The organism is Allobosea sp. GW821-FHT10B12 (genome assembly GCF_059415545.1).
In genome coordinates this window covers 21602-40673 of the sequence record NZ_JBWKNL010000004.1, presented here as the reverse complement: position 1 = coordinate 40673, position 19072 = coordinate 21602, and the positions used below count along the sequence as shown (strand labels likewise).

The 19072-nt window shown below is 65.7% G+C and carries 22 protein-coding genes; 6 read left to right on the top strand and 16 right to left on the bottom strand.

The window, feature by feature from the left end:
- Positions 1-12: 12 nt before the first annotated feature.
- The 3 genes from ku to AC07O0_RS14770 all read right to left on the bottom strand — a co-directional run bounded on the left by ku (position 13) and on the right by AC07O0_RS14770 (position 1698).
- Positions 13-891: a non-homologous end joining protein Ku gene (gene ku, locus AC07O0_RS14780; protein ID WP_494624325.1), complete on the bottom strand. Its 879-nt coding sequence runs from the start codon at positions 889-891 to the stop codon at positions 13-15.
- The gene (locus tag AC07O0_RS14775) at positions 891-1124 is read right to left on the bottom strand and encodes a hypothetical protein (protein WP_494624323.1); all 234 of its coding nucleotides are present in this window, start codon (positions 1122-1124) and stop codon (positions 891-893) included. Before AC07O0_RS14775 ends, ku begins: the two co-directional genes overlap by 1 nt.
- Before the next feature lie 76 nt (positions 1125-1200).
- On the bottom strand, positions 1201-1698 hold the full coding sequence (locus AC07O0_RS14770) for an NUDIX hydrolase (protein WP_494624321.1): 498 nt from the start codon (positions 1696-1698) through the stop codon (positions 1201-1203).
- Between the two features lie 185 nt (positions 1699-1883).
- Between AC07O0_RS14770 and rpsO the strand changes: the two genes are divergently transcribed.
- A complete protein-coding gene (gene rpsO, locus AC07O0_RS14765) occupies positions 1884-2153 on the top strand; it encodes a 30S ribosomal protein S15 (protein ID WP_454028858.1) in 270 nt (89 codons plus the stop codon).
- Between the two features lie 283 nt (positions 2154-2436).
- Positions 2437-4608: a polyribonucleotide nucleotidyltransferase gene (gene pnp / locus AC07O0_RS14760; protein WP_494624318.1), complete on the top strand. Its 2172-nt coding sequence runs from the start codon at positions 2437-2439 to the stop codon at positions 4606-4608.
- A gap of 220 nt (positions 4609-4828) precedes the next feature.
- On the opposite strand, the gene AC07O0_RS14755 is transcribed toward pnp, so the two are convergent.
- Both AC07O0_RS14755 and AC07O0_RS14750 read right to left on the bottom strand, forming a co-directional pair.
- On the bottom strand, positions 4829-5236 hold the full coding sequence (locus AC07O0_RS14755; RefSeq protein WP_494624316.1) for a DUF3800 domain-containing protein: 408 nt from the start codon (positions 5234-5236) through the stop codon (positions 4829-4831).
- A gap of 89 nt (positions 5237-5325) precedes the next feature.
- Positions 5326-5598, bottom strand: a complete 273-nt coding sequence (locus AC07O0_RS14750) for a DUF3800 domain-containing protein (protein WP_494624314.1) — start codon at positions 5596-5598, stop codon at positions 5326-5328.
- Between the two features lie 166 nt (positions 5599-5764).
- Here AC07O0_RS14750 and AC07O0_RS14745 point away from each other — a divergent pair, with 166 nt between their 5' ends.
- Positions 5765-6397 (top strand): pyridoxamine 5'-phosphate oxidase family protein, encoded by a 633-nt coding sequence (locus AC07O0_RS14745; protein WP_494624312.1) that lies wholly within the window; start codon positions 5765-5767, stop codon positions 6395-6397.
- A gap of 119 nt (positions 6398-6516) precedes the next feature.
- On the opposite strand, the gene AC07O0_RS14740 is transcribed toward AC07O0_RS14745, so the two are convergent.
- On the bottom strand, positions 6517-8148 hold the full coding sequence (locus tag AC07O0_RS14740; RefSeq protein ID WP_494624310.1) for an HAL/PAL/TAL family ammonia-lyase: 1632 nt from the start codon (positions 8146-8148) through the stop codon (positions 6517-6519).
- A 208-nt stretch (positions 8149-8356) separates the two neighbouring features.
- Between AC07O0_RS14740 and hemA the strand changes: the two genes are divergently transcribed.
- The gene (gene hemA, locus AC07O0_RS14735) at positions 8357-9568 is read left to right on the top strand and encodes a 5-aminolevulinate synthase (protein ID WP_494624308.1); all 1212 of its coding nucleotides are present in this window, start codon (positions 8357-8359) and stop codon (positions 9566-9568) included.
- A gap of 171 nt (positions 9569-9739) precedes the next feature.
- Here hemA and AC07O0_RS14730 read toward each other — a convergent pair whose 3' ends face one another.
- The 5 genes from AC07O0_RS14730 to AC07O0_RS14710 all read right to left on the bottom strand — a co-directional run bounded on the left by AC07O0_RS14730 (position 9740) and on the right by AC07O0_RS14710 (position 13618).
- The gene (locus AC07O0_RS14730) at positions 9740-10738 is read right to left on the bottom strand and encodes an adenosine kinase (protein ID WP_494624306.1); all 999 of its coding nucleotides are present in this window, start codon (positions 10736-10738) and stop codon (positions 9740-9742) included.
- A 56-nt stretch (positions 10739-10794) separates the two neighbouring features.
- The gene (locus AC07O0_RS14725) at positions 10795-11169 is read right to left on the bottom strand and encodes a helix-turn-helix domain-containing protein (RefSeq protein WP_427365164.1); all 375 of its coding nucleotides are present in this window, start codon (positions 11167-11169) and stop codon (positions 10795-10797) included.
- The gene (locus tag AC07O0_RS14720; RefSeq protein ID WP_494624303.1) at positions 11166-11729 is read right to left on the bottom strand and encodes a Smr/MutS family protein; all 564 of its coding nucleotides are present in this window, start codon (positions 11727-11729) and stop codon (positions 11166-11168) included. The genes AC07O0_RS14725 and AC07O0_RS14720 overlap by 4 nt, the downstream gene beginning before the upstream one ends.
- 3 nt (positions 11730-11732) lie before the next feature.
- Complete coding sequence (gene mltA, locus AC07O0_RS14715) at positions 11733-12620, bottom strand: murein transglycosylase A (protein WP_494624301.1); 888 nt, start codon at positions 12618-12620, stop codon at positions 11733-11735.
- A gap of 272 nt (positions 12621-12892) precedes the next feature.
- The gene (locus AC07O0_RS14710; RefSeq protein WP_494624299.1) at positions 12893-13618 is read right to left on the bottom strand and encodes a Tim44/TimA family putative adaptor protein; all 726 of its coding nucleotides are present in this window, start codon (positions 13616-13618) and stop codon (positions 12893-12895) included.
- A 243-nt stretch (positions 13619-13861) separates the two neighbouring features.
- Here AC07O0_RS14710 and secB point away from each other — a divergent pair, with 243 nt between their 5' ends.
- The gene (gene secB, locus AC07O0_RS14705) at positions 13862-14368 is read left to right on the top strand and encodes a protein-export chaperone SecB (RefSeq protein WP_454028848.1); all 507 of its coding nucleotides are present in this window, start codon (positions 13862-13864) and stop codon (positions 14366-14368) included.
- 153 nt (positions 14369-14521) lie between these two features.
- Positions 14522-15265 (top strand): TerC family protein, encoded by a 744-nt coding sequence (locus AC07O0_RS14700; protein ID WP_494624297.1) that lies wholly within the window; start codon positions 14522-14524, stop codon positions 15263-15265.
- Positions 15266-15314: 49 nt separating this feature from the next.
- Here AC07O0_RS14700 and dnaQ read toward each other — a convergent pair whose 3' ends face one another.
- Genes dnaQ through AC07O0_RS14675 form a run of 5 tightly spaced genes read right to left on the bottom strand, consistent with a single transcriptional unit; the run spans position 15315 to position 18961 of the window.
- Positions 15315-16022, bottom strand: coding sequence for a DNA polymerase III subunit epsilon (dnaQ, locus tag AC07O0_RS14695; RefSeq protein WP_494624295.1), 708 nt, complete (start codon positions 16020-16022; stop codon positions 15315-15317).
- A gap of 1 nt (position 16023) precedes the next feature.
- Positions 16024-16635 (bottom strand): dephospho-CoA kinase, encoded by a 612-nt coding sequence (gene coaE, locus AC07O0_RS14690; protein ID WP_494624293.1) that lies wholly within the window; start codon positions 16633-16635, stop codon positions 16024-16026.
- Positions 16636-16657: 22 nt separating this feature from the next.
- Positions 16658-17491, bottom strand: a complete 834-nt coding sequence (locus AC07O0_RS14685) for a shikimate dehydrogenase (protein WP_494624291.1) — start codon at positions 17489-17491, stop codon at positions 16658-16660.
- A gap of 19 nt (positions 17492-17510) precedes the next feature.
- The gene (locus tag AC07O0_RS14680) at positions 17511-18134 is read right to left on the bottom strand and encodes a Maf family protein (RefSeq protein ID WP_494624289.1); all 624 of its coding nucleotides are present in this window, start codon (positions 18132-18134) and stop codon (positions 17511-17513) included.
- The gene (locus AC07O0_RS14675; protein ID WP_454028842.1) at positions 18131-18961 is read right to left on the bottom strand and encodes a pyruvate, water dikinase regulatory protein; all 831 of its coding nucleotides are present in this window, start codon (positions 18959-18961) and stop codon (positions 18131-18133) included. The genes AC07O0_RS14680 and AC07O0_RS14675 overlap by 4 nt, the downstream gene beginning before the upstream one ends.
- Positions 18962-19072 lie beyond the last annotated feature (111 nt).

Here is a 19072-nt window from a genome sequence, read left to right as displayed (position 1 = left end):
CTCCGACGCGCGTCAGGCGCTCTTTCTGGCTTTGCCGGAAGCGGGCTTTTTTGTCGGCTTGCGCGCGCTCGATGCCTTTTTGCCGCGAGGCGACGACTTGCCCGACGAGCCGCTCTCCTCGCCGAGGCTCTTCTTCAGCGCCTCGAACAGGTTGACGACATTGGAAGGGCGCTCTGCCGGTTTCGCCACCGGCGGCTTCTTGCCCTTCCGCTTGGCCGCGATCAGCTCGAGCAGCGCCTCCTCATAGCGGTCCTCGAAGCCGCTCGGATCGAACTTCGCCTGCTTCTTGTCGATGATATGGGTGGCGAGATCGACCAGCTCCTCGTCGAGCTTGCCCTTCTTCAGGCCATCGAAGATCTCGTCCGGCTGGCGCACGGTCTTGTCGTAGCGCAGCGTGGTCAGCAGCAGCCCCCTGTCGAAGGGCTCGATCATCACTGGCCGCTCGCGGCGATAAAGCACGATCCGGGCGATGCCGGCCTTCTTCTGCTTCGCCATCGCCTCGCGGATGACGGCAAAGGCTTCCTCCGAGACTTCGTCGGAGGGGCTGAGATAATAGGGCTGGTCGAAATAGATCTGCGGAATGGCGGCGCGATCGACGAATTGCTCGATCGAGAGCGTGTGCGAACTCTCGATCTGGACCGCGTCGATCTCGTCCTCCTCGATCAGGAGATATTCGTCGCCGCCGATCTCGTAGCCCTTGACCTCGTCGTCGGGATCGACCGGCTTGCCGCTGACGCTATCGATATATTGCCGCCGGACGGTGTTGCCGGTCTTGCGGTTGATGACGCGGAACGAGACCTTCTCGCTGTGGTCGGTCGCAGAGGTCAGCTCGACGGCGCAGGAGACCAATGAGAGCTTGAGATAGCCCTTCCAGGCCGGCCGGGGCGCCATCAGGCCGCCCTCAACCTGGGCCGGATGGGCAAGGCCGGCGGCAAGCCGCGCAGCCAGGCCTCGGCCCGAACGATCTCGTCGCGGGTCACGACCCGCACGGGATCGGAGAGGATCGCCAGCAGTACCTCCCGGTCGAGCTGGCCATTGGCGATCACCTCGGCAAGCGCGTCGCGGGTCTCGCGCTCGGCCCGGAGCTGGGCGCCGAGCGCGGCGATGAGACGGTCCTTCGACATGGCGGGCATGCTACGCGACCCCCGGATTTGGAAACCTGCGGCGAGTCAACCTGCGGCGCCGGCAGAGGTTCCGCAGTCAGCGGGCCGGCGCGTCGTCGACCAGCACTTCCCCGTGCGGCACCGGATCGGGCGCGCCCTCGGCGAGATATCGCGTCAGGATCGCCGACAGGCTCAATGGCGTCAGTGGCTCAGGGGCGTTGTGCAACTCGGCGATCGGCCACCAGCGATGCTCGACGACGTTCTGCGCTTCGACTTCATCGGTCATAACGGGATCGAAGCGCGCCACCTCGACGATGCGGTATTCCTCGCGTTGCGAAATCCGGCGGCCGCCCCAGTCGAAGGTGTGGTGGCGGCGCCAGACGAGCGCACCGATCCGGAAATCGACCAGCCCGAGCTCTTCACGGAGCTCGCGCCTCAGGCCGTTCTCGATCGTCTCGCCGGGATCGAGCCCGCCGCCCGGCGCGATCCAGAAGCACCGCGTTTCTCCAGGCGGCCGCAAGCGAAAGAGCAGGATCTCCCGGTCCGGTGTGAGGATGAGTGCCCGTACGGCGCGTCTTTCCTCTATCTGCTGCATGCTCTTCTCCGCACCACGACGCTAGAACCCTAGCCTTTCCGCCAGTTTCGTGTATATGCGCGGGCAGCCGGCCCGATGGCCGGCTGCGCATCCCTTCCGCGATGAAGTGGATGCGGGCTTCGGACCTTGCTGGACGACATCCCGGCCTGGCCCGCCAGATCAACACCGAACCAAAGGACATGACGATGTCGATCACTGCCGAGCGCAAGAACGCGCTCATCAAAGAGCACGCCACTAAGCCGAACGACACCGGTTCGCCGGAAGTCCAGGTCGCGATCCTCACCGAGCGCATCAACAACCTGACCGGCCACTTCAAGTCCCACACCAAGGACAACCATTCGCGTCGCGGCCTGCTCAAGCTGGTCTCGCAGCGCCGCTCCCTGCTCGACTACCTCAAGGGCAAGGAAGAAGCGCGCTACAAGAGCCTGATCGAGAAGCTCGGCATCCGCCGCTGATCGAACCGAATTTCCGCCCGGTGCCTCGCTGCTCCGGGCGGTTCTGCTAGGGGCCATATCGACGGCCTCAATCCGGGAGCGCCGCAATGACGCGACGTTCCCCCTTCAATGCGGCAACCGCATGGGGCGGCTTCCCGCATGATCCGCCGGCGTCAGTGACGTCCATGGCAGGATCGCCGAGCGCCCGGGCGCGCTTCCCGCGAGCACATCCCGGACGTTCAGCCGTCTTGCCCATGGGCACGATCGACGCCGGACGGATCGCATCCGACCGAAAGAAAATCCTATGTTCGATGTTCAGACCGAAGAGCTGATCTGGGGCGGGCGCAAGCTCGTGCTCGAAACCGGCAAGATCGCCCGCCAGGCCGACGGCGCCGTGCTCGCCACCTATGGCGAGACCGTCGTGCTCGCCACCATCGTCTCGGCCAAGGAGCCGAAGCCGGGCTTCGACTTCTTCCCGCTCACCGTCAATTACCAGGAAAAGACCTTCGCGGCCGGCCGCATCCCCGGCGGCTACTTCAAGCGCGAGGGACGCCCGACCGAGAAGGAGACGCTGGTCTCGCGCCTGATCGACCGGCCGATCCGCCCACTCTTCGCCGAAGGCTACAAGAACGACACCCAGGTGGTCGTCACCGTCCTGCAGCATGACCTCGAGAACGATCCCGATATCGTCGCGATGGTCGCCGCTTCCGCCGCCCTGACGCTTTCGGGCGTGCCCTTCATGGGCCCGGTCGGCGCTGCCCGCGTCGGCTATGTCGACGGTGCCTACAAGCTCAATCCGCTGATCGAAGAGGTCAAGGAATCGCAGCTCGACCTCGTCGTCGCCGGCACCCAGGACGCCGTCCTGATGGTCGAGTCGGAGGCCAAGGAGCTCTCCGAGGAAATCATGCTCGGCGCCGTGATGTTCGGCCACAAGCATTTCCAGCCAGTGATCGACGCGATCATCCGCCTGGCCGAGAAGGCCGCCAAGGAGCCGCGCGACTACGTGCCGGCCGACAACTCGGTCGTGCTCGACGCGGTCCTCAAGCTGGTCGATGCGGATCTCCGCGCTGCCTACAAGATCACCACCAAGGCCGAGCGCTACAAGGCTCTCGACGCCGCCAAGGCCAAGGTCCAGGCGCTCGTCTCGGCCGAGCCGGACGGCAAGACCACCTTCACCAAGGAGCAGGTCGGCGGCCAGTTCAAGGAAGCCCAGGCCAAGGTCGTGCGCTGGACCATCCTCGACGACGGCGTCCGCATCGACGGCCGCGACGTCAAGACCGTCCGCAAGATCGTCGCCGAGGCCGGCATCCTGCCGCGCACCCATGGCTCCTCGCTGTTCACCCGCGGCGAGACCCAGGCGCTGGTCGTGACCACGCTCGGCACCGGCGATGACGAGCAGTTCATCGACTCGCTGGAAGGCACCTACAAAGAGACCTTCCTGCTGCACTACAACTTCCCGCCCTATTCGGTCGGCGAAACCGGCCGCATGGGTTCGCCCGGCCGCCGCGAGATCGGCCATGGCAAGCTCGCCTGGCGCGCCATCCGCCCGATGCTGCCGGCGAAGTCGGAGTTCCCCTACACGATCCGCGTCGTCTCGGAGATCACCGAGTCGAACGGCTCCTCCTCGATGGCCACCGTCTGCGGCACCTCGCTGGCGCTGATGGATGCGGGCGTGCCGCTGAAGTCGCCGGTCGCCGGCATCGCCATGGGCCTGATCCTCGAAGGTGAGCGCTTCGCGGTGCTCTCCGACATCCTCGGCGACGAGGACCATCTCGGCGACATGGACTTCAAGGTGGCCGGCACGGCAGCTGGCATCACCTCGCTGCAGATGGACATCAAGATCGCCGGCATCACCGAGGAGATCATGAAGGTCGCCCTCGGCCAGGCCAAGGGCGGTCGCGAGCACATCCTCGGCGAGATGAGCAAGGCCCTCTCGGCCTCGCGCAGCCAGCTCGGCGAATATGCGCCGCGCATCGAGACGATGAAGATTCCGGTCGACAAGATCCGCGAAGTCATCGGTTCGGGCGGCAAGGTGATCCGCGAGATCGTCGAGAAGACCGGCGCCAAGGTCAACATCGAGGACGACGGCACCATCAAGATCGCCTCGGCCGACGGCAAGTCGATCGAAGCGGCGATCAAGTGGATCAAGTCGATCGTCTCCGAGGCGGAGCCGGGCATGATCTATGACGGCACCGTCGTGAAGGTCATGGAGTTCGGCGCCTTCGTGAACTTCTTCGGCGCCAAGGACGGCCTCGTCCACATCTCCGAGCTCGCTCCCAAGCGGGTCCAGAAGGTGCAGGACGTCGTCAAGGAAGGCGACAAGGTCAAGGTCAAGTTCCTCGGCATGGACGAGCGCGGCAAGGTGCGCCTGTCGATGAAGGTGGTCGACCAGGCCACCGGCGAGGACATCACCGAGAAGCTGAAGGCCGAGCGCGACGCCGAGAAGGCCCGCGAGCGCCAGAACGCCGACGACTGATACGCGCTCTGCGTTTCACGTGAATCAGGCGCCCCGCATCGAAAGGTGCGGGGCGTTTTGTTTGTTCAGCGATTCGCACACTTGCCAATCGAGAACGAATCGCGATTCTGGAAAAAAGCGAATCGTCAGAGTCACTTACGCATGTGCTTGTCAAGACGTGCTGGGCATATTACATTTTGTCAGCCGGGAGTGCGTCATCTTGCACGTTGAGACTGCGGTCTCACCCGGCGTCTTCTTTTGCATTTTTTGGTAGTCTGACAATTCCGTAGCCTGCGGTTTGTCCCGTTTTTGATTTACGGAATGATCCTTCGATCAAACGGAACCAGCGGTCGTCTTCTTTCTCGAATTTTCGCCAGACGGCTCCAGCTACCAAATCCGCCAACTGAATTCCCACACTCAGATTGGATGGCTGCAGAAACACACTTTCCACTAGGTTTTTATAGCGGGAGGTAAATTCGCTGGAAGAGTACAGAAGCTTGTCATGATGCTGGCGTAGCCGCTTATCGTCAGCAGATCCTCGATGGTCACACACTACAATTCCGTGTTCCTTGAGATGAGCACTTCTTCCAAAATCCTGTAGGAAGTACTGAAAACGCTCAGTTACGGGTTTGTAGGTCGCGTGGTACAAATCATCTGTGCTTTTGATACTTTCGTGGCGATATGCAGCCTCTGCATGGGCTACACAGGCTAGGCAGGTAATTCCCGGATCAGTATTGATCAGATGGAAACCTCCGTCCGAATCGCATCTCGATCAGGCTGCGACACGCCCCGCAATGGATTGCGAATATCGTCATTTCCCGGTGCAAAATAGCGCCATTTAAGCTCGCCGCGGATTTTCCGTCGTGCCTTGAGACCTAGCAAACTGTCGCGCATGCGCTGCCAGGCGCTCTCGTGAACAATCGCGCCGCCAATCACAAAGTACTTTTGGCGCGAAAAATCGGCTGTGGGCTTGGGCGGAGTTCCCGATTCGTCGACAAAGAGGATGTGCATCTATCGCCTCCTCGGACTTAGCAGCCATGAAACTGGCTGCCGTTCAAGGCCTGGCGCTTCAGAGCTATCGGGGACTTTCTTCGTGCCGGGTGTGCTCGTCACACGCGTCCGCTAGATTCTCAATACGGCGTCAGATAGTCTAGACTTATTATCTTCGGAGGCTGGCATGACCGCGCATCGCATCACCTCGCCCGAGCAGCTCGCGGCGCTCTATCCGAACCCGATCGCGCCGGCCTCGGTCCTCAAGGAGATCAACCACATCGACGCCAACTATGGCGCTCTGATCGCGGCCTCGCCGTTTTTCGTGCTCGCAACCAACGGCCCTGACGGCCTGGATTGCTCGCCGCGCGGGGATTTGCCGGGCTTTGTCACGGTCAGCGACGCGAAAACGCTGCTGATTCCGGACCGAAGAGGCAATAACCGACTGGATTCATTGAAGAATCTTCTGTCCGACAATCGAATCGGAATGCTCTTTCTGATCCCTGGTTACGGCGAAACGCTGCGTGTGAACGGCACAGCGGTGCTCTCGACCGACCCGGAGCTGTGCGCGCGCTTCGAAATGGCGGGCAAGCTGCCGGCCTGCGTGATCGTGGTCACCGTCGAAGCCGCGTACTTCCAATGCTCGCGGGCGGTGGTGCGGGCCGATCTCTGGAACCCGGCGGCACAGGTCGACAAGCGCTCGCTACCGAGCGCCGGCACGATCCTGCGCGACATCTCGGCGCGGGCGGCCACGGAAGCGTTCGACGGCGAGGCCTATGACAAGGCGCTGCCGGAGCGGGTCAGGGCGACGTTGTACTAGGAGGCGTCATTCTCGGGCTTGACCCGAGAAGCTCGTGATGAGGAGGCGCCAACCGGAGTCTCCTCCGGCCTGAGATGCTCGGCTCAAGGCCGAGCATGACGTGCCCCTCGCTTGGCGCCCTACTCCAACCCGCCCACAGCCGCCTCGACCGCCTCGACGATCGCGCCGGAGCGGATAAGGGCTGTCGCCTGGTTCATCTCGGCAGCGTACCAGCGGTCGCCGTCGAGTGCCGGCGGGATCGTCTCGCGCAGCGCGTCCAGCGCCGCTTGCGTGCCCTTGCCGAGCGGATGGGCCTTGGCCGTCTCGGCGATCAGCGAGAGCGCCTGGCAGGCCATCAGAATCTCGGCGGCGATGATCATCTCGACATTCTCGACCACGGTTCGCGCCTTGCGGCCGCACCAAGTCGAGTTCGAGACATGGTCCTCGGCATTGGACTTGCCGGGGATCGAATCGACCGAACCGGGCGAGGACAGCGTGCGGTTCTCCATCACCAGGGCCGACATCGAGCACTGCACGGTGGCGAAACCAGTGTTGAGGCCGCGCTTGCCGGCGAGCAGATTGCGCGGCAGGCCATAGCTCAGCGTCGGATCGACCAGGCGGGCGAGCCGGCGCTCGCAGATCGAGCCGAGATCGGTCATGGCGATGGCGAGCAGGTCCATCGCCTGCGCGACATACTGGCCGTGGAAGTGGCCGCCGGAGATGACGCGGTAGCCGTCATCCTCTGGGAAGATCAGCGGGTTGTCGGTCGCCGAATTGGTCTCGGTCGCGATGATCCGGCTGACATAGTCGAGCGCCTCGCGCGCCGGGCCATGCACCTGCGGGGCGCAGCGCAAGGAATAGACGTCCTGCACGCGCGGCGCCGGCGGCTTGCCGGGCGTGCGGCCGATCTCGTCGGGGTAGATCGTCTCGCGGGCCGAGGCCGAGCAGCGCTTCGAGCCTTGCGTGATCTTGAGCAGATTGCGAGCGACCAGCGCCTGGCCGGGATGCGGGCGGGCGGCATGGACGCGAGGATCGAAGGCAGCGAGCTCGCCGCGCATGGCTTCGAGCGAGAGTGCGAGGCCGATATCGGCCGCCTTGATCAGGCGCTTGGCGTCCTCGGTCGCAAGCACGCCGAGCGCCAGCGACACCGTCGAGCCGTTGATCAGGGCCGAGGCATCCTTGGCGCCGAGCTTGAAGTCCGGCTCCAGCCCGGCCTTGGCGAGGGCCTCTCGGGCCTTCATCCGCTTGCCCTTGTAGACGGCCTCGCCCTCCTCGAAACCGCAGACCCCCGCCGACATATGGGCGAGCGGGGCAAGATCGCCGGAAGCGCCGACCGAGCCCTTCTGCGGGATCACCGGGTGGATGCCGGCATTGAGACAGGCGAGCAGGCGTTCAACCAGTGCGACCTGCGGGCCGGAATAGTTCGAAGCGAAGGCGTTGGCGCGCAGCAGCATGGTGGCGCGCGTGACATCCTCCGGGAAGGGCTCGCCGATGCCGGTAGCGTGCGCATAGACACTCTTGCGCTGATATTCGGTCATCTCCGACATCAGCACGCGCTGGTCCTTGAACAGGCCGACACCGGTGTTGAAGGAGTACATGAACGGGGCTTCGTCGTTCATGAAATTGGCATCGATATGGGCGCGCGTCGCGGCGATCGCCTCGCGGGCGGACCTGGCCAGCGTCGCCTTCTCATAGCGGCCAGTGGGGCCCGGCCGAGCCACGCGCAGCACCTGCTTGCCCTTCAGGGTCCGTCCGTCGATCGTTACCGCCATGGCCTGTCCTTCTCAGCTTTGCCGATGATCTAACGGGCCCGTACAGCAAAGGGGAAGGCCCCTTCCTGTCGGAAAACGAAAAGCTCCTTGCATGGAGCCGCGCAGCCTGCGCTAGGATCATGCTGCCGCGGCCTTGTCGCGGCGCGACATCGGCGCGCCTTTACCCTGCGCCTGGAATCCCTCAAAGGTGCCGCCAGGAGCGTCACTCATGGATTTCGAAGCCTTTTTCCGCAGCGAGCTCGACGGCCTCAAGGCCGAGGGCCGCTATCGCATCTTCGCCGATCTCGAGCGCCGGGCCGGCCGTTTTCCGCGCGCCGCTTTCCACGGCCCGAACGGCCCGCGCGAGGTCACCGTCTGGTGCTCGAACGACTATCTCGGCATGGGCCAGCACCCCACCGTGCTCGCCGCGATGCGCGAGGCGCTCGACAGCTGCGGCGCCGGCGCCGGCGGCACCCGCAACATCGCCGGAACCAACCATTACCACGTCCTGCTGGAGCGCGAGCTCGCCGACCTGCATGGCAAGGACGCCGCGCTGCTGTTCAACTCCGGCTACATGTCGAACTGGGCTTCGCTCTCGACGCTCGCCGCGCGCATTCCCGGCTGCGTCGTGCTGACCGATGCGGCCAACCACGCATCGATGATCGAGGGCATCCGGCATTCGCGTGCCGAGAAGCTGATCTTCGCCCATAACGACGTGCAGGACCTGCGCCGCAAGCTCGCGGGTATCGACCGCAACAGGCCGAAGCTGATCGCCTTCGAGTCGGTCTATTCGATGGACGGCGACATCGCGCCGGTCGCCGAATTCTGCGACCTAGCCGACGAGTTCGGGGCGATGACCTATATCGACGAGGTCCATGCCGTCGGGCTCTACGGCCCCCGCGGCGGCGGCGTCAGCGAGCGCGACGGCCTCAGCCACCGGCTCGACCTGATCGAGGGCACGCTGGCCAAATCCTTCGGCGTGATGGGCGGCTACGTCACCGGCTCGGCAGCGCTCTGCGACTTCATCCGCAGCTTCGCCTCCGGCTTCATCTTCTCGAGCTCACTGCCGCCGACGCTCGCTGCCGGGGCGCTCGCCGCGATCCGACACCTGAAAACGAGCTCCGTGGAGCGCGAGGGCCAGCAGGACCGGGTGCGCAAGCTGCGTGGGCAGCTCGATCAGGCCGGCATCCCGCATCTGCCCAATCCCAGCCATATCGTGCCGGTGATGGTCGGCGATGCCGCCCTGTGCAAGCGGATCAGCGACGAGTTGCTGGAGCGCTTCGCGATCTATGTCCAGCCGATCAACTATCCGACGGTGGCGCGCGGCACCGAGCGCTTGCGCATCACGCCGACGCCACTGCATTCGGACGAGGACATCGCCGGCTTGGTCGCCGCGCTCAGCGATATCTGGAGCGCGACGGGGCTGAAGCGGGCGGCCTGACAGTCTCGACAAATCCCCTCTCCCCCTCCGGGAGAGGGTTAGGGTGAGGGGTCTCCCGACGCTGATCGCGAGCAACCCGTCGGGAAGCGCTGAAATCGTCTAGACCTGCGACCCCTCATCCCGCCCTTCGGGCCACCTTCTCCCGCATGGGGAGAAGGGAAAGGCCGTACTTCACAGTAACCCGTTATTACCGGCGAGCGTCTTCAAGCTGACGTCAGGGCGCGCGCCGACATGGCTGATCACCTCGGCGGCGGCGAGCGCACCAAGCCGCAGGCAATCGCGCGCCTCGCGGCCCGAGGTCAGACCATGCAGGAAGCCGGCGGCGAAGAGATCGCCGGCGCCGGTCGCGTCGACGACGCGCTCGATCGGGAAGACCGGCTCGGCCACGACGCCGTCCGGCGTCAGCGCCAGCGCGCCATTCTCGGAACGGGTGATGACAGCGAGGATGTTCTCGGCCCGCATCGCCGCCAGCGCCGTGTCGAAATCAGCGCTCTGGTAGAGGCTCTTCAGCTCGTGCTCGTTGGCGAAGACGAGATCGACCAGGCCATTGCGGATCAGGCCGAGGAACTCGTCGCGATAGCGGTCGACGCAGAAGGAATCCGACAGGGTGATGGCAACGCGGCCGCCGGCCTTGTGGGCGAACTCCGAGGCCTTGCGGAAGGCGTCCTTGGCCGCCGGCGGATCCCAGAGATAGCCTTCGAGATAGACGATGTCGGCATTCTCGACCGTCGCAGCATCGACATCGGCCGGCGACAGGCCCTGGCAGGCGCCGAGATAGGTGTTCATCGTGCGCTCGCCATCCGGCGTCACGATGATGAAGGAACGCGCCGTCGCCGGACCCTCGGTCGCCGCAGCGGTATCGAAGGCGACGCCGAGCGAGGTCAGGTCATGGCGGTAGAGCTTGCCGAGCTCGTCGGCCTTGACCTTGCCGATGAAGGCGCCCTTACCGCCGAAGGAGGCGAGGCCGGCGATCGTGTTGGCGGCCGAGCCACCCGAGACGACCTTGCCCGGACCCATCGCACCATAGAGCAGCTCGGCCCGCGGCTCGTCGATCAGCGCCATCGAGCCTTTGACCAGCTCGTACTTCGCCAGGAAGTCTTCCTCCGCCGAGGCGAAGACGTCGACGATAGCGTTGCCCAAGGCGAGCACGTCGTAGCGCTTGGAGGTCATGAAACGATCCGTGATGGCGGGAGGATGGCGGCGTGTGGCATTGCCGGCAGGCGAGGTCAAGCGCTGCCGCGGCGGCGGGCGGCGCTGTCGAGGATCGAAGTCAGTGCTGCGAGATCGGACGGGCCGAGCCACTCCACCTCATGGGCGAGGCGGTTGGCGAACAAAGTCGCCTCCGGTTCGAGGCCGGCCGTGTCGATCACCACGCGCGGATGGGAGAGCTCAGCGAGGCGGATCAATTCGTCGGCCTCGTCCCAGATCACGCCGAGATGATGGATCGCGCCCTGGATCAGGGTGAAGGTCGGCTGGCCGCGCTTGCCGTGCTCAAGCGCCGAGAGATAGGCCGGGGTGACGCCGAGTGCCTGCGCCATCTGCGCCAGGGTGACGCCGCGGGCGGCGCGCAATTGCCGGACGCGGCGGCCGAAGGGCGTCATCGGTCCAACTCCCGGCTGCGGCGCAGGCGGATGTAGAGCGCGCCGGCACCGCCATGGCGCTGCTCGGCCTCGTCGAAGCCGAGCACCAGCGGCCGCAGATCCGGCAGGCGCAGCCAGTGCGGGACGTTGCGGCGCAGGATGCCGCGCTCCTCGCCATATCCCGCATCGCCGGCGATGCCCTTGCCGGTCACCACCAGCACGAGCTTGGCACCGCGCTGCTGCTGCAGGCGCAGGAAGCCGCGCAAGGCGGCATGCGCCTCGTCCTGGCGCAAGCCGTGCAGGTCGATCACCGCCTCGACGCCCTGCTGGCCTCGGCGCAGTTGCGTACGCATGCGCCGCTCCAGCGGCACCAGCGGCGGCGGTGCAGGCTTTGCGGACGGCCGAGCGGATGTGAGCACGGCGGAAGACGGAGCGCTTTCCGCAGCCGAGACCGGATTCTCCTGCGCCGTTTCCGGCTCGGCCTCGACAGGCGCTCGCCCGGGCAGCGGCTTGACCGTGCGCGCGACCTGGCGCCAGAGCGCGAGTTCCGCCTCGGAGAGGAGCTTACCGCGCCGGCGCATGGCTCAGCGCGGCCAGAGCACGATAAAATCGACGGGATGCCGGATCAGTCCGGCGCGATGGCCGGCCTCGGCGCCCGAACCGACGAAGAGATCGATCCGGGCCGGGCCGACGATCGCCGTTCCCGTATCCTGCGCCAGCATGAGCCGGGCCAGCTTCTCGCTGCCGCCCTTGCCGTCAGGAATATCGGTCTCGATCCAGGCCGGCATGCCATAGGGCCAAAGCGAACGGTCGACCGCGACGCTGCGCAGCGGCGTCAACGGCAGACCGGCCCCGCCGATCGGGCCGGATTCGGGCGGAAGATCGTCATTACGGGCGTAGAAGACAAAGGAACGGTTGAGCCGGATGAGGTCGCGGGCGAAGCCGGCATCGGCCTTCAGCCGGGCGATGAGCTTGTCCATCGTCATCTGCTCGGGCGGGATGTTCTCGCGCCGGCTGAGCTCACGGCCGAGCGAGGTATAGGGGTGGCCGTTGCGCCCGGAATAGACCAGGCGCGTCACCTTGCCGTCCGGCAGGCGGATCCGGCCCGAGCCCTGGACTTGCAGGACGAAGCGGTCGACGGGATCCCGCATCCAGAGGATCTCGAGCCCCTGACCGACGAGCGCGCCCTCCTCGATCGCGGTGCGATCCGGAAAGGGCTCCAGCCCCTTGGCCGTCCGGCGCGCCGATGTCAGGATGGAATCGAGCCCGGGCCAGTTATCGCCCGGCATCCTGGTCACGAGATCGGCCGGGCGCCCATAGAGCGGCGTCGGGAAGGCATCGGACCGGGTCAGCGAGCCCTCGAACTCCGGCTCGAAATAACCGGTCATGAAACCGCGCTCGGAACCGGCCGGGCGGATACGCCAGAAAGCGAAATTGTCCTCGAAGAAGCGGCGGGCCGAGTCCGGGCTCAAGTCACCCCCAGCGAGCAGGGCCGCTGCTTTCGTGCACAAGGTCGGCAGAGCCGGGGGCGGAACAGCGCCTTGCCGCAGCGGCGGATCGGTCTCGCAGCCCTTCGCAAACAGGCTGAGGACGGCGCGCTGATCGTCGGCGCTCCAGCCGCTAAGCGAAGCGGGCGCCACGGGCTCGGCCCGGGCGCCCGACGGAAGAGGCGGAGGTGAAGCTTGCGCGCCGGTCATCGACAGCCCTGCAGCCAAAAGCCCCAGAACGAGACCGGCAGCACGGATCACGCGGCCGATTCGGTAGCGACCAGCAGCCAGTTCGGATCGCGGCTGCCGAGCTGGCGCGCGAAGGTCCAGACATCGTTGACCTCGGAGACCGCGTCGGCGCTGCCGTCGACGACATTGCCCTGCGCGTCGCGGACCGCGCTGATCAGTTGCGAGACGAAGGCGATGGTGACCTGAGCGGTCTTGCCCTTGACATCGGCCGCGACGATCTCGGCCTTGTCGATCGAGACGAAGTTGGATTCGGCCTTCTCGCCGCGCTTCTCGCGTTCGGCTATCGCCTGCTCGAAGCCGTCATAGACTTCCTTGGCGAGCAGGCCCTTCAAGGTCTTGCGGTCGCCGCGGGCGAAGGCAGTGACGATGGTCTCATAGGCCGATTTCGCGCCGACGAGGAAGCCCGGCGCATCGAAGCGCGGCTCCTGGCGGACGATCGCGTCGAGACCGACGGCGATGGGCGAACCCGGCTCGGCGATGTCCTTCCAGCGCTCGGCATCGGCCACCGGGGCAGCTGCGGCATCGTTGGCAGCGCCCGGCAACCGGACGACGTTGTCACGTCGCTCGCCATTGTTCGCCTGGTCAGGTCGCAGCGGCGGCGTCTCGCGGCGCGCAAACGGATCGACCGGCGGCTTCTCGTGCCCGGTCTTCTGGCCCAGAACCGAGCGCAGTTTCCAGGCGACGAAAACGGCCAGGGCCAGGAAGACCAGGGTCGTCATATCGAAATTCTGCATCGCCGGCTGATCCGAACCTCGAAAACTCGTTCCCGCGCAGGCGCGCTTCTGCCGCCCGTCATCGAACGGATATGGTGAGGGAGGCTCGTAACATCCACCCCCGGGGTGCGACAAGGGCGCGAAAGCGCGCTTCGCTTGTGCCAGCCCCGCCGCCATGATAGCCGACGCGAGCCCGGCGCCGCCGCTTTGCCGGGCAATTCCGGCCGCGGCACGGAATTTCCTGAGGATTTTCGTAAAGACAAGATGGGACCGATGGCCAACGAAAACGGCAACGGCGCCGGCGCCGCCGACCAGCAGGGGCCCAGCCTCAACACGCTGGTCCAGTACATCAAGGATTTCTCCTTCGAGAACCCCAATGCTCCCCGCTCGCTGATCCAGCAGCAGCAACAGCAGGGCGGGCCGCAGATCGGCCTGCAGGTCAACGTCCATGCCAATGCGCTCGGCGAGAACGACATCGAGACGATCCTGACGCTCGAGGGCAAGGCGACACTGAACGACGAGACGCTGTTCGCCTTCGAGCTCAGCTATGCCGGCGTCTTCCGCATCCAGGGCGTGCCGCAGGAGCAGGTGCATGCTGTCGTGATGATCGACTGCCCGCGCCTGCTTTTCCCCTTCGCCCGGGCGATCGTCGCCGAAGCCGTGCGCAATGGCGGCTTCCCGCCGCTCTATATCGACCCGATCGATTTCGCTTCGCTCTACCGCCAGCGTCTCGAGGAGATGCAGGCGCAGCAGGGCACGCCGAACGCCTGAACAGCGGCCGGCATCGCGAATTTCGCAGGAAAGGGCCCTTCGGGGCTCTTTTTTGTTGGCCACAGCCGTTGTGGAATCACTGGATCGTTTCCATGTCCCGCGGGCCAGAGGCCACCATTCCGGTGCGCCGTTCCCGCGAGGTTCACGACTTCCATGGATTCCCTTATGACGCTCGCCGCCGACCCAACTGTCTGGGCGGCGCTCGGCGCCCTGATCGCCATGGAGGTCGTCCTCGGTATCGACAACCTCATCTTCATCTCGATCCTGACCAACAAGCTGCCCGAGCATGAGCGGGCGCGCGGCCGGCGGATCGGCATTGGCCTGGCGCTGATCCTGCGGCTCGGCCTGCTCTCGACCGTGGCTTTCATCGTGCAGCTGACCGCGCCGGTGTTCTCGGTCTTCGGCAAGGCCTTCTCCTGGCGCGACCTCATCCTGATCGCCGGCGGCCTGTTCCTGGTCTGGAAGGCGACCAAGGAGATCCATCACAAGGTCGATCCCGACCACGGGCCTGACATGTTCGATGGCGGCGCAGCAGCGGCCGTGACCTTCGGCGGCGTGATCTTCCAGATCCTGCTGCTCGACCTCGTCTTCTCGATCGACAGCATCATCACCGCCGTCGGCATGACCGAGCATATCCCGGTGATGGTGATCGCCGTCATCGTCGCCGTGCTGGTGATGCTGCTCGCGGCCGACCCACTGGCGCGCTTCATCGACAAGAACCCGACCATCGTGATGCTGGCGCTCGGCTTCCTCCTGATGATCGGCGCCACGCTGATCGGCGAGGGCTTCGGCGCCCATATCCCGAAGGGCTACATCTACGCCGCCATGGCCTTCTCGGCCCTCATCGAGGGGCTGAACATGATGTCACGCCGCGCGAGCCGGAAGCGGGGCGAGTAACAGCAAACAGCCATGCTCGGGCTTAGGGCCCGAGCATGGCGCTCTTGCCTCAAACGTCTTCGGGCACGCCGAGATAGCCGCGCCAGAGCGGCCCCTTGAGCTTCATCACGAAGGCTTCATGGGCCGCTCGCTCATCCGGGGTCAGCCGCGGTGCGAGCGGACGCTGGCGGACCGGTCTTTCGATCGCGACCGCAAGCCCAGCGCCTGCCTTGCCGGCAGCGGCGCTACCGAAGCCGAGGCTCGTCTGCTTGCCGCCGATCAGCTCGATGTAGACCTCGGCCAGGATCTCGGAGTCGAGCAGCGCGCCGTGCTTGGTCCGGCGGCTGTTGTCGATGCCATAGCGGGCGCAGAGCGCATCGAGGCTGTTGCTGGCGCCGGGATGCTTGCGCCGGGCCATGGCGAGCGTATCGACCACGAGCGCGGGCACGATCGCCGGCAAGCCGAGCCGGCCGAACTCCATGTTGATGAAGCCGACGTCGAAGGCGGCGTTGTGAATGACGAGTCTGGCGTCCGCGATGAAGGCAGCGAACTCGCTGGCGATCGAGGCGAAGACCGGCTTATCGGAGAGGAAGGCCTCTGACAGCCCGTGCACTCGGAAGGCGCCGTCCGGCATGTCCCGTTCGGGATTGATGTAGACGTGGTAGTTGCGGCCGGTCGGGCAATGGTTGACCAGCTCGACGCAGCCGATCTCGACGATGCGATCCCCCTTCAGCGCCTCGACGCCGGTGGTCTCGGTATCGAGAACGATCTCGCGCATGTCAGCCCGCCCTTTCGGTCCGGCCGAAGCGGCCGGCGACGGCATTGAGGATAGAGCGGACCTGATGCTCGGCCGCCACGAGCCCGCGCGAGGTGTCCACAAGGAAGTGGGCCCGGCGGCGCTTTTCGGCGTCCGGCATCTGACGGGCGAGAATCGCGGCGAATTTCTCCTCGGTCATGCCGGGGCGACCGAGGACGCGCTCGCGCTGGACCTCGGCCGGTGCGGTGATGACAACAACCGCATCGCAGCGGTCCTCCCCGCCTGTCTCCAGCAGAAGCGGCACATCGAGCACGGCGACCGTCGCACCACTGCGGCGGCACCGCTCCAGGAAAGCCCGCTCTTCGGCACGCACCAGCGGATGGACGATCGCCTCGAGCGTCGCCAGCGCCTCCGGCCGGCCCAGTACGGCGGCGGAGAGTTTCGCCCGATCGACCACACCGTTTGTCGTGGCGCCTGGAAACGCTGCCTCGATCTGCACCGCCGCCGCGCCGGCATAGAGGTCATGCACCGCCTGGTCGGCATCGTGGACGGGCACGCCGGCAGCACGAAACATCGCCGACGTCGTCGACTTGCCCATGCCGATCGAACCGGTGAGGCCGAGCAGGAAGGTCATCGCAGCGCCTCCGCCATCGCACTCATGCAGCGGGAATATCGGCTTCGAGTTTGGCTCGCAGCGCCGCCGTGACTTGCGGCCGCACGCCGAACCAGCGCTCGAAACCCGGCACTGCCTGGTGCAGCAGCATGCCGAGCCCATCGACCGGAATGCCGCCGCGGCGGCTGGCTTCGGCCAGCAACGGCGTCTCGAGTGGGACATAGACAATGTCGTCGACGATCGTGCCGGGGCGCAAGGCGGAGAGATCGATCTCTAGGGGCGGCTGACCGCGCATGCCGAGTGAGGTCGTATTCACGATCAGATCGCTCTCACCCACCAGTGCCGCGATGGCCTGCCAGGGCTGCGCCTCGACAGTCCCGGGAAACGACGCCGCCAGCTCGAGCGCGCGCTCGGAACTGCGATTGACCAGAACGATGCGACCTAGCCCGCGCTCAGCGAGGCCATGGATCACGGCGCGCGCCGCGCCGCCGGCACCGAGGATGAGCGCCGTGCCGGTCCGCTCGGCCCAGCCTGGCACGCAGGCATCGAGATGGGCGAGGAAGCCATAGGCATCGGTATTGTCGCCATGGAGCCGGCCGCCTTCCATCCAGAGCGTATTGGCGGCGCCCATGGCCTGGGCTGTTTCGCTCACCTCATCCAGCAGCGGCAGCACGACCTCCTTGTTCGGGACGGTGACATTGCCACCCACGAATTCACCAGCGCGCAGGCGGCTGATGAAGGCCGGCACCTCGGCAGGCGGAACATCGATGCGCTCATAGCTGCCGCCAAGGCCATGCTCGGCGAGCCAGTGGCCGTGGATCAGCGGCGAGCGGGAGTGCGCGACGGGGTGGCCGATAATGAAGCAGCGTCTGGTCATGGGCGAGGCGATTTCAGCATCATGCGATGAGGTCGAGACCCCGGAGCGTGGCGAGCAGGCTCAGCATCGGCAAGCCGAGGATCGTGGAATGATCGCCTTCGATCGCCTCGAACAAATGGATGCCGAGGCCTTCGAGCTGGTAACCGCCGACGCTGCTGGTCGCCGCGCTGCCGGCGAGCGCGACATAGTCCTTGATGAAACCTGACGCCAGCGGGCGCATGACGAGCGTTGCGCTGCTGCTGCCGCGGCCGATGATCCGGTCATCACGGACCAGGGTGAAAGCCGATGAGAGCTCGTGCTTGCGGCCAGCGAGCAGGGCGATCTGTCGCTCGGCGGCGGCGGCGTCCTCGGGCTTGTGGAAGGGCCGGCCTTCGCAAATCAGCATCTGATCCGCCGAGAGGATGATTCGGCCCGGATGCCGAGGTGACACCGACAAGGCTTTCGCTTCGGCCAGGGCAGCAGCGACGCCAGTGGGTGGACCGCCCATGGCGAGGAAATCCGCTTCGATCCCGCGCTCGTCGACGTCCGGCTTGACCACCTCGACAGGAAGCGCTGCGCCCTCAAGCAGCTGCCGCCGGGTCGCACTGCCGGAGGCGAGGATCAGCGGTTTTTCCGCGCGCCAGAATGTCGCCTGGCCGGTCACGTTGCTATGAACTTCATGCGGTGATCACGCAGCAGATCGAGGATGCCGGCAGCCGTCTCCTCGATCGAGCGACGGGTGACGTCGATCACCGGCCAGCCCCTGCGGGCGCAGAGCCGGCGCGACTGGGTGATCTCGTCGGCGACCGCATCAGGATCGACATAGGGCGTCTCGTCATCCGCCTTCAGCGACAAGAGTCGGTTCTGCCGGATCTGGATGATGCGTTCGGCGCTGGCGACGAGGCCGACGATCAGCGGCTTCTTCAGGCCCTCGAGCTCGACCGGCAGCGGCACGTTCGGCACCAGCGGGATGTTTGCAGTCTTGATGCCGCGATTGGCGAGATAGATGCTGGTCGGCGTCTTCGAGGTCCGGCTGATGCCGACGAGGACGACATCGGCGTTTTCGAGATCGCCGCCGAGCTGCCCGTCATCATGCATCAGCGTGTAGTTCATCGCGTCGATACGGCGGAAGTACTCGGCGTTGAGCATGTGCTGCGCGCCGGGACGCGGCGCGGAGGCCTGGCCGAGATAGGACTGGAACAGCGACAGCACCGGCTGCAGCACCGACAGGCAGGGGCAGCCGATGTCACGGCAGAAAGCCTCGAGCCGCTCGGCCCATTCCGGCTCGACCAGGGTATAAAGCACGACGCCCGGCGAGGATTCGATCTCGGCGAGCACGCGCGACAACTGGTTCTCGGACCGGACCAGCGGGTAGACATGCTCGATCGCCGAGACCGCCTCGTACTGTGCCGCAGCGGCGCGGCTGACCGCAATCAGGGTCTCGCCGGTCGCGTCGGAGACCAGATGCAGGTGAAAATAGTTGCGCGCCACGGCTTATATCGCCCCCGCCGGCCTTTTCTCCGGCTCAGCTCTAGAGCTGTTCCGTCAGCCTGGGAATCCCTTTTCGATTCGAGGGTGAGAGACAGGCAGGGGATTCACATG

Excerpts from the sequence above, each read along its gene's own strand:
- AC07O0_RS14725 (WP_427365164.1), bottom strand. The coding sequence starts at position 11,169 with ATGACGCCCTTCGGCCGCCGCGTCCGGCAATTGCGCGCCGCCCGCGGC.
- AC07O0_RS14720 (WP_494624303.1), bottom strand. The coding sequence starts at position 11,729 with ATGCGCCGGCGCGGTAAGCTCCTCTCCGAGGCGGAACTCGCGCTCTGG.
- AC07O0_RS14710 (WP_494624299.1), bottom strand. The coding sequence starts at position 13,618 with ATGCAGAATTTCGATATGACGACCCTGGTCTTCCTGGCCCTGGCCGTT.
- rpsO (WP_454028858.1), top strand. The coding sequence starts at position 1,884 with ATGTCGATCACTGCCGAGCGCAAGAACGCGCTCATCAAAGAGCACGCC.
- AC07O0_RS14750 (WP_494624314.1), bottom strand. The coding sequence starts at position 5,598 with ATGCACATCCTCTTTGTCGACGAATCGGGAACTCCGCCCAAGCCCACA.
- dnaQ (WP_494624295.1), bottom strand. The coding sequence starts at position 16,022 with ATGCGCGAGATCGTTCTCGATACCGAGACCACCGGCGTCGAGGCGCTG.
- AC07O0_RS14685 (WP_494624291.1), bottom strand. The coding sequence starts at position 17,491 with ATGACCAGACGCTGCTTCATTATCGGCCACCCCGTCGCGCACTCCCGC.
- ku (WP_494624325.1), bottom strand. The coding sequence starts at position 891 with ATGGCGCCCCGGCCGGCCTGGAAGGGCTATCTCAAGCTCTCATTGGTC.
- AC07O0_RS14730 (WP_494624306.1), bottom strand. The coding sequence starts at position 10,738 with ATGACCTCCAAGCGCTACGACGTGCTCGCCTTGGGCAACGCTATCGTC.
- AC07O0_RS14770 (WP_494624321.1), bottom strand. The coding sequence starts at position 1,698 with ATGCAGCAGATAGAGGAAAGACGCGCCGTACGGGCACTCATCCTCACA.
- secB (WP_454028848.1), top strand. The coding sequence starts at position 13,862 with ATGGGACCGATGGCCAACGAAAACGGCAACGGCGCCGGCGCCGCCGAC.
- coaE (WP_494624293.1), bottom strand. The coding sequence starts at position 16,635 with ATGACCTTCCTGCTCGGCCTCACCGGTTCGATCGGCATGGGCAAGTCG.
- hemA (WP_494624308.1), top strand. The coding sequence starts at position 8,357 with ATGGATTTCGAAGCCTTTTTCCGCAGCGAGCTCGACGGCCTCAAGGCC.
- AC07O0_RS14745 (WP_494624312.1), top strand. The coding sequence starts at position 5,765 with ATGACCGCGCATCGCATCACCTCGCCCGAGCAGCTCGCGGCGCTCTAT.
- pnp (WP_494624318.1), top strand. The coding sequence starts at position 2,437 with ATGTTCGATGTTCAGACCGAAGAGCTGATCTGGGGCGGGCGCAAGCTC.
- AC07O0_RS14775 (WP_494624323.1), bottom strand. The coding sequence starts at position 1,124 with ATGTCGAAGGACCGTCTCATCGCCGCGCTCGGCGCCCAGCTCCGGGCC.
- AC07O0_RS14700 (WP_494624297.1), top strand. The coding sequence starts at position 14,522 with ATGGATTCCCTTATGACGCTCGCCGCCGACCCAACTGTCTGGGCGGCG.
- AC07O0_RS14740 (WP_494624310.1), bottom strand. The coding sequence starts at position 8,148 with ATGGCGGTAACGATCGACGGACGGACCCTGAAGGGCAAGCAGGTGCTG.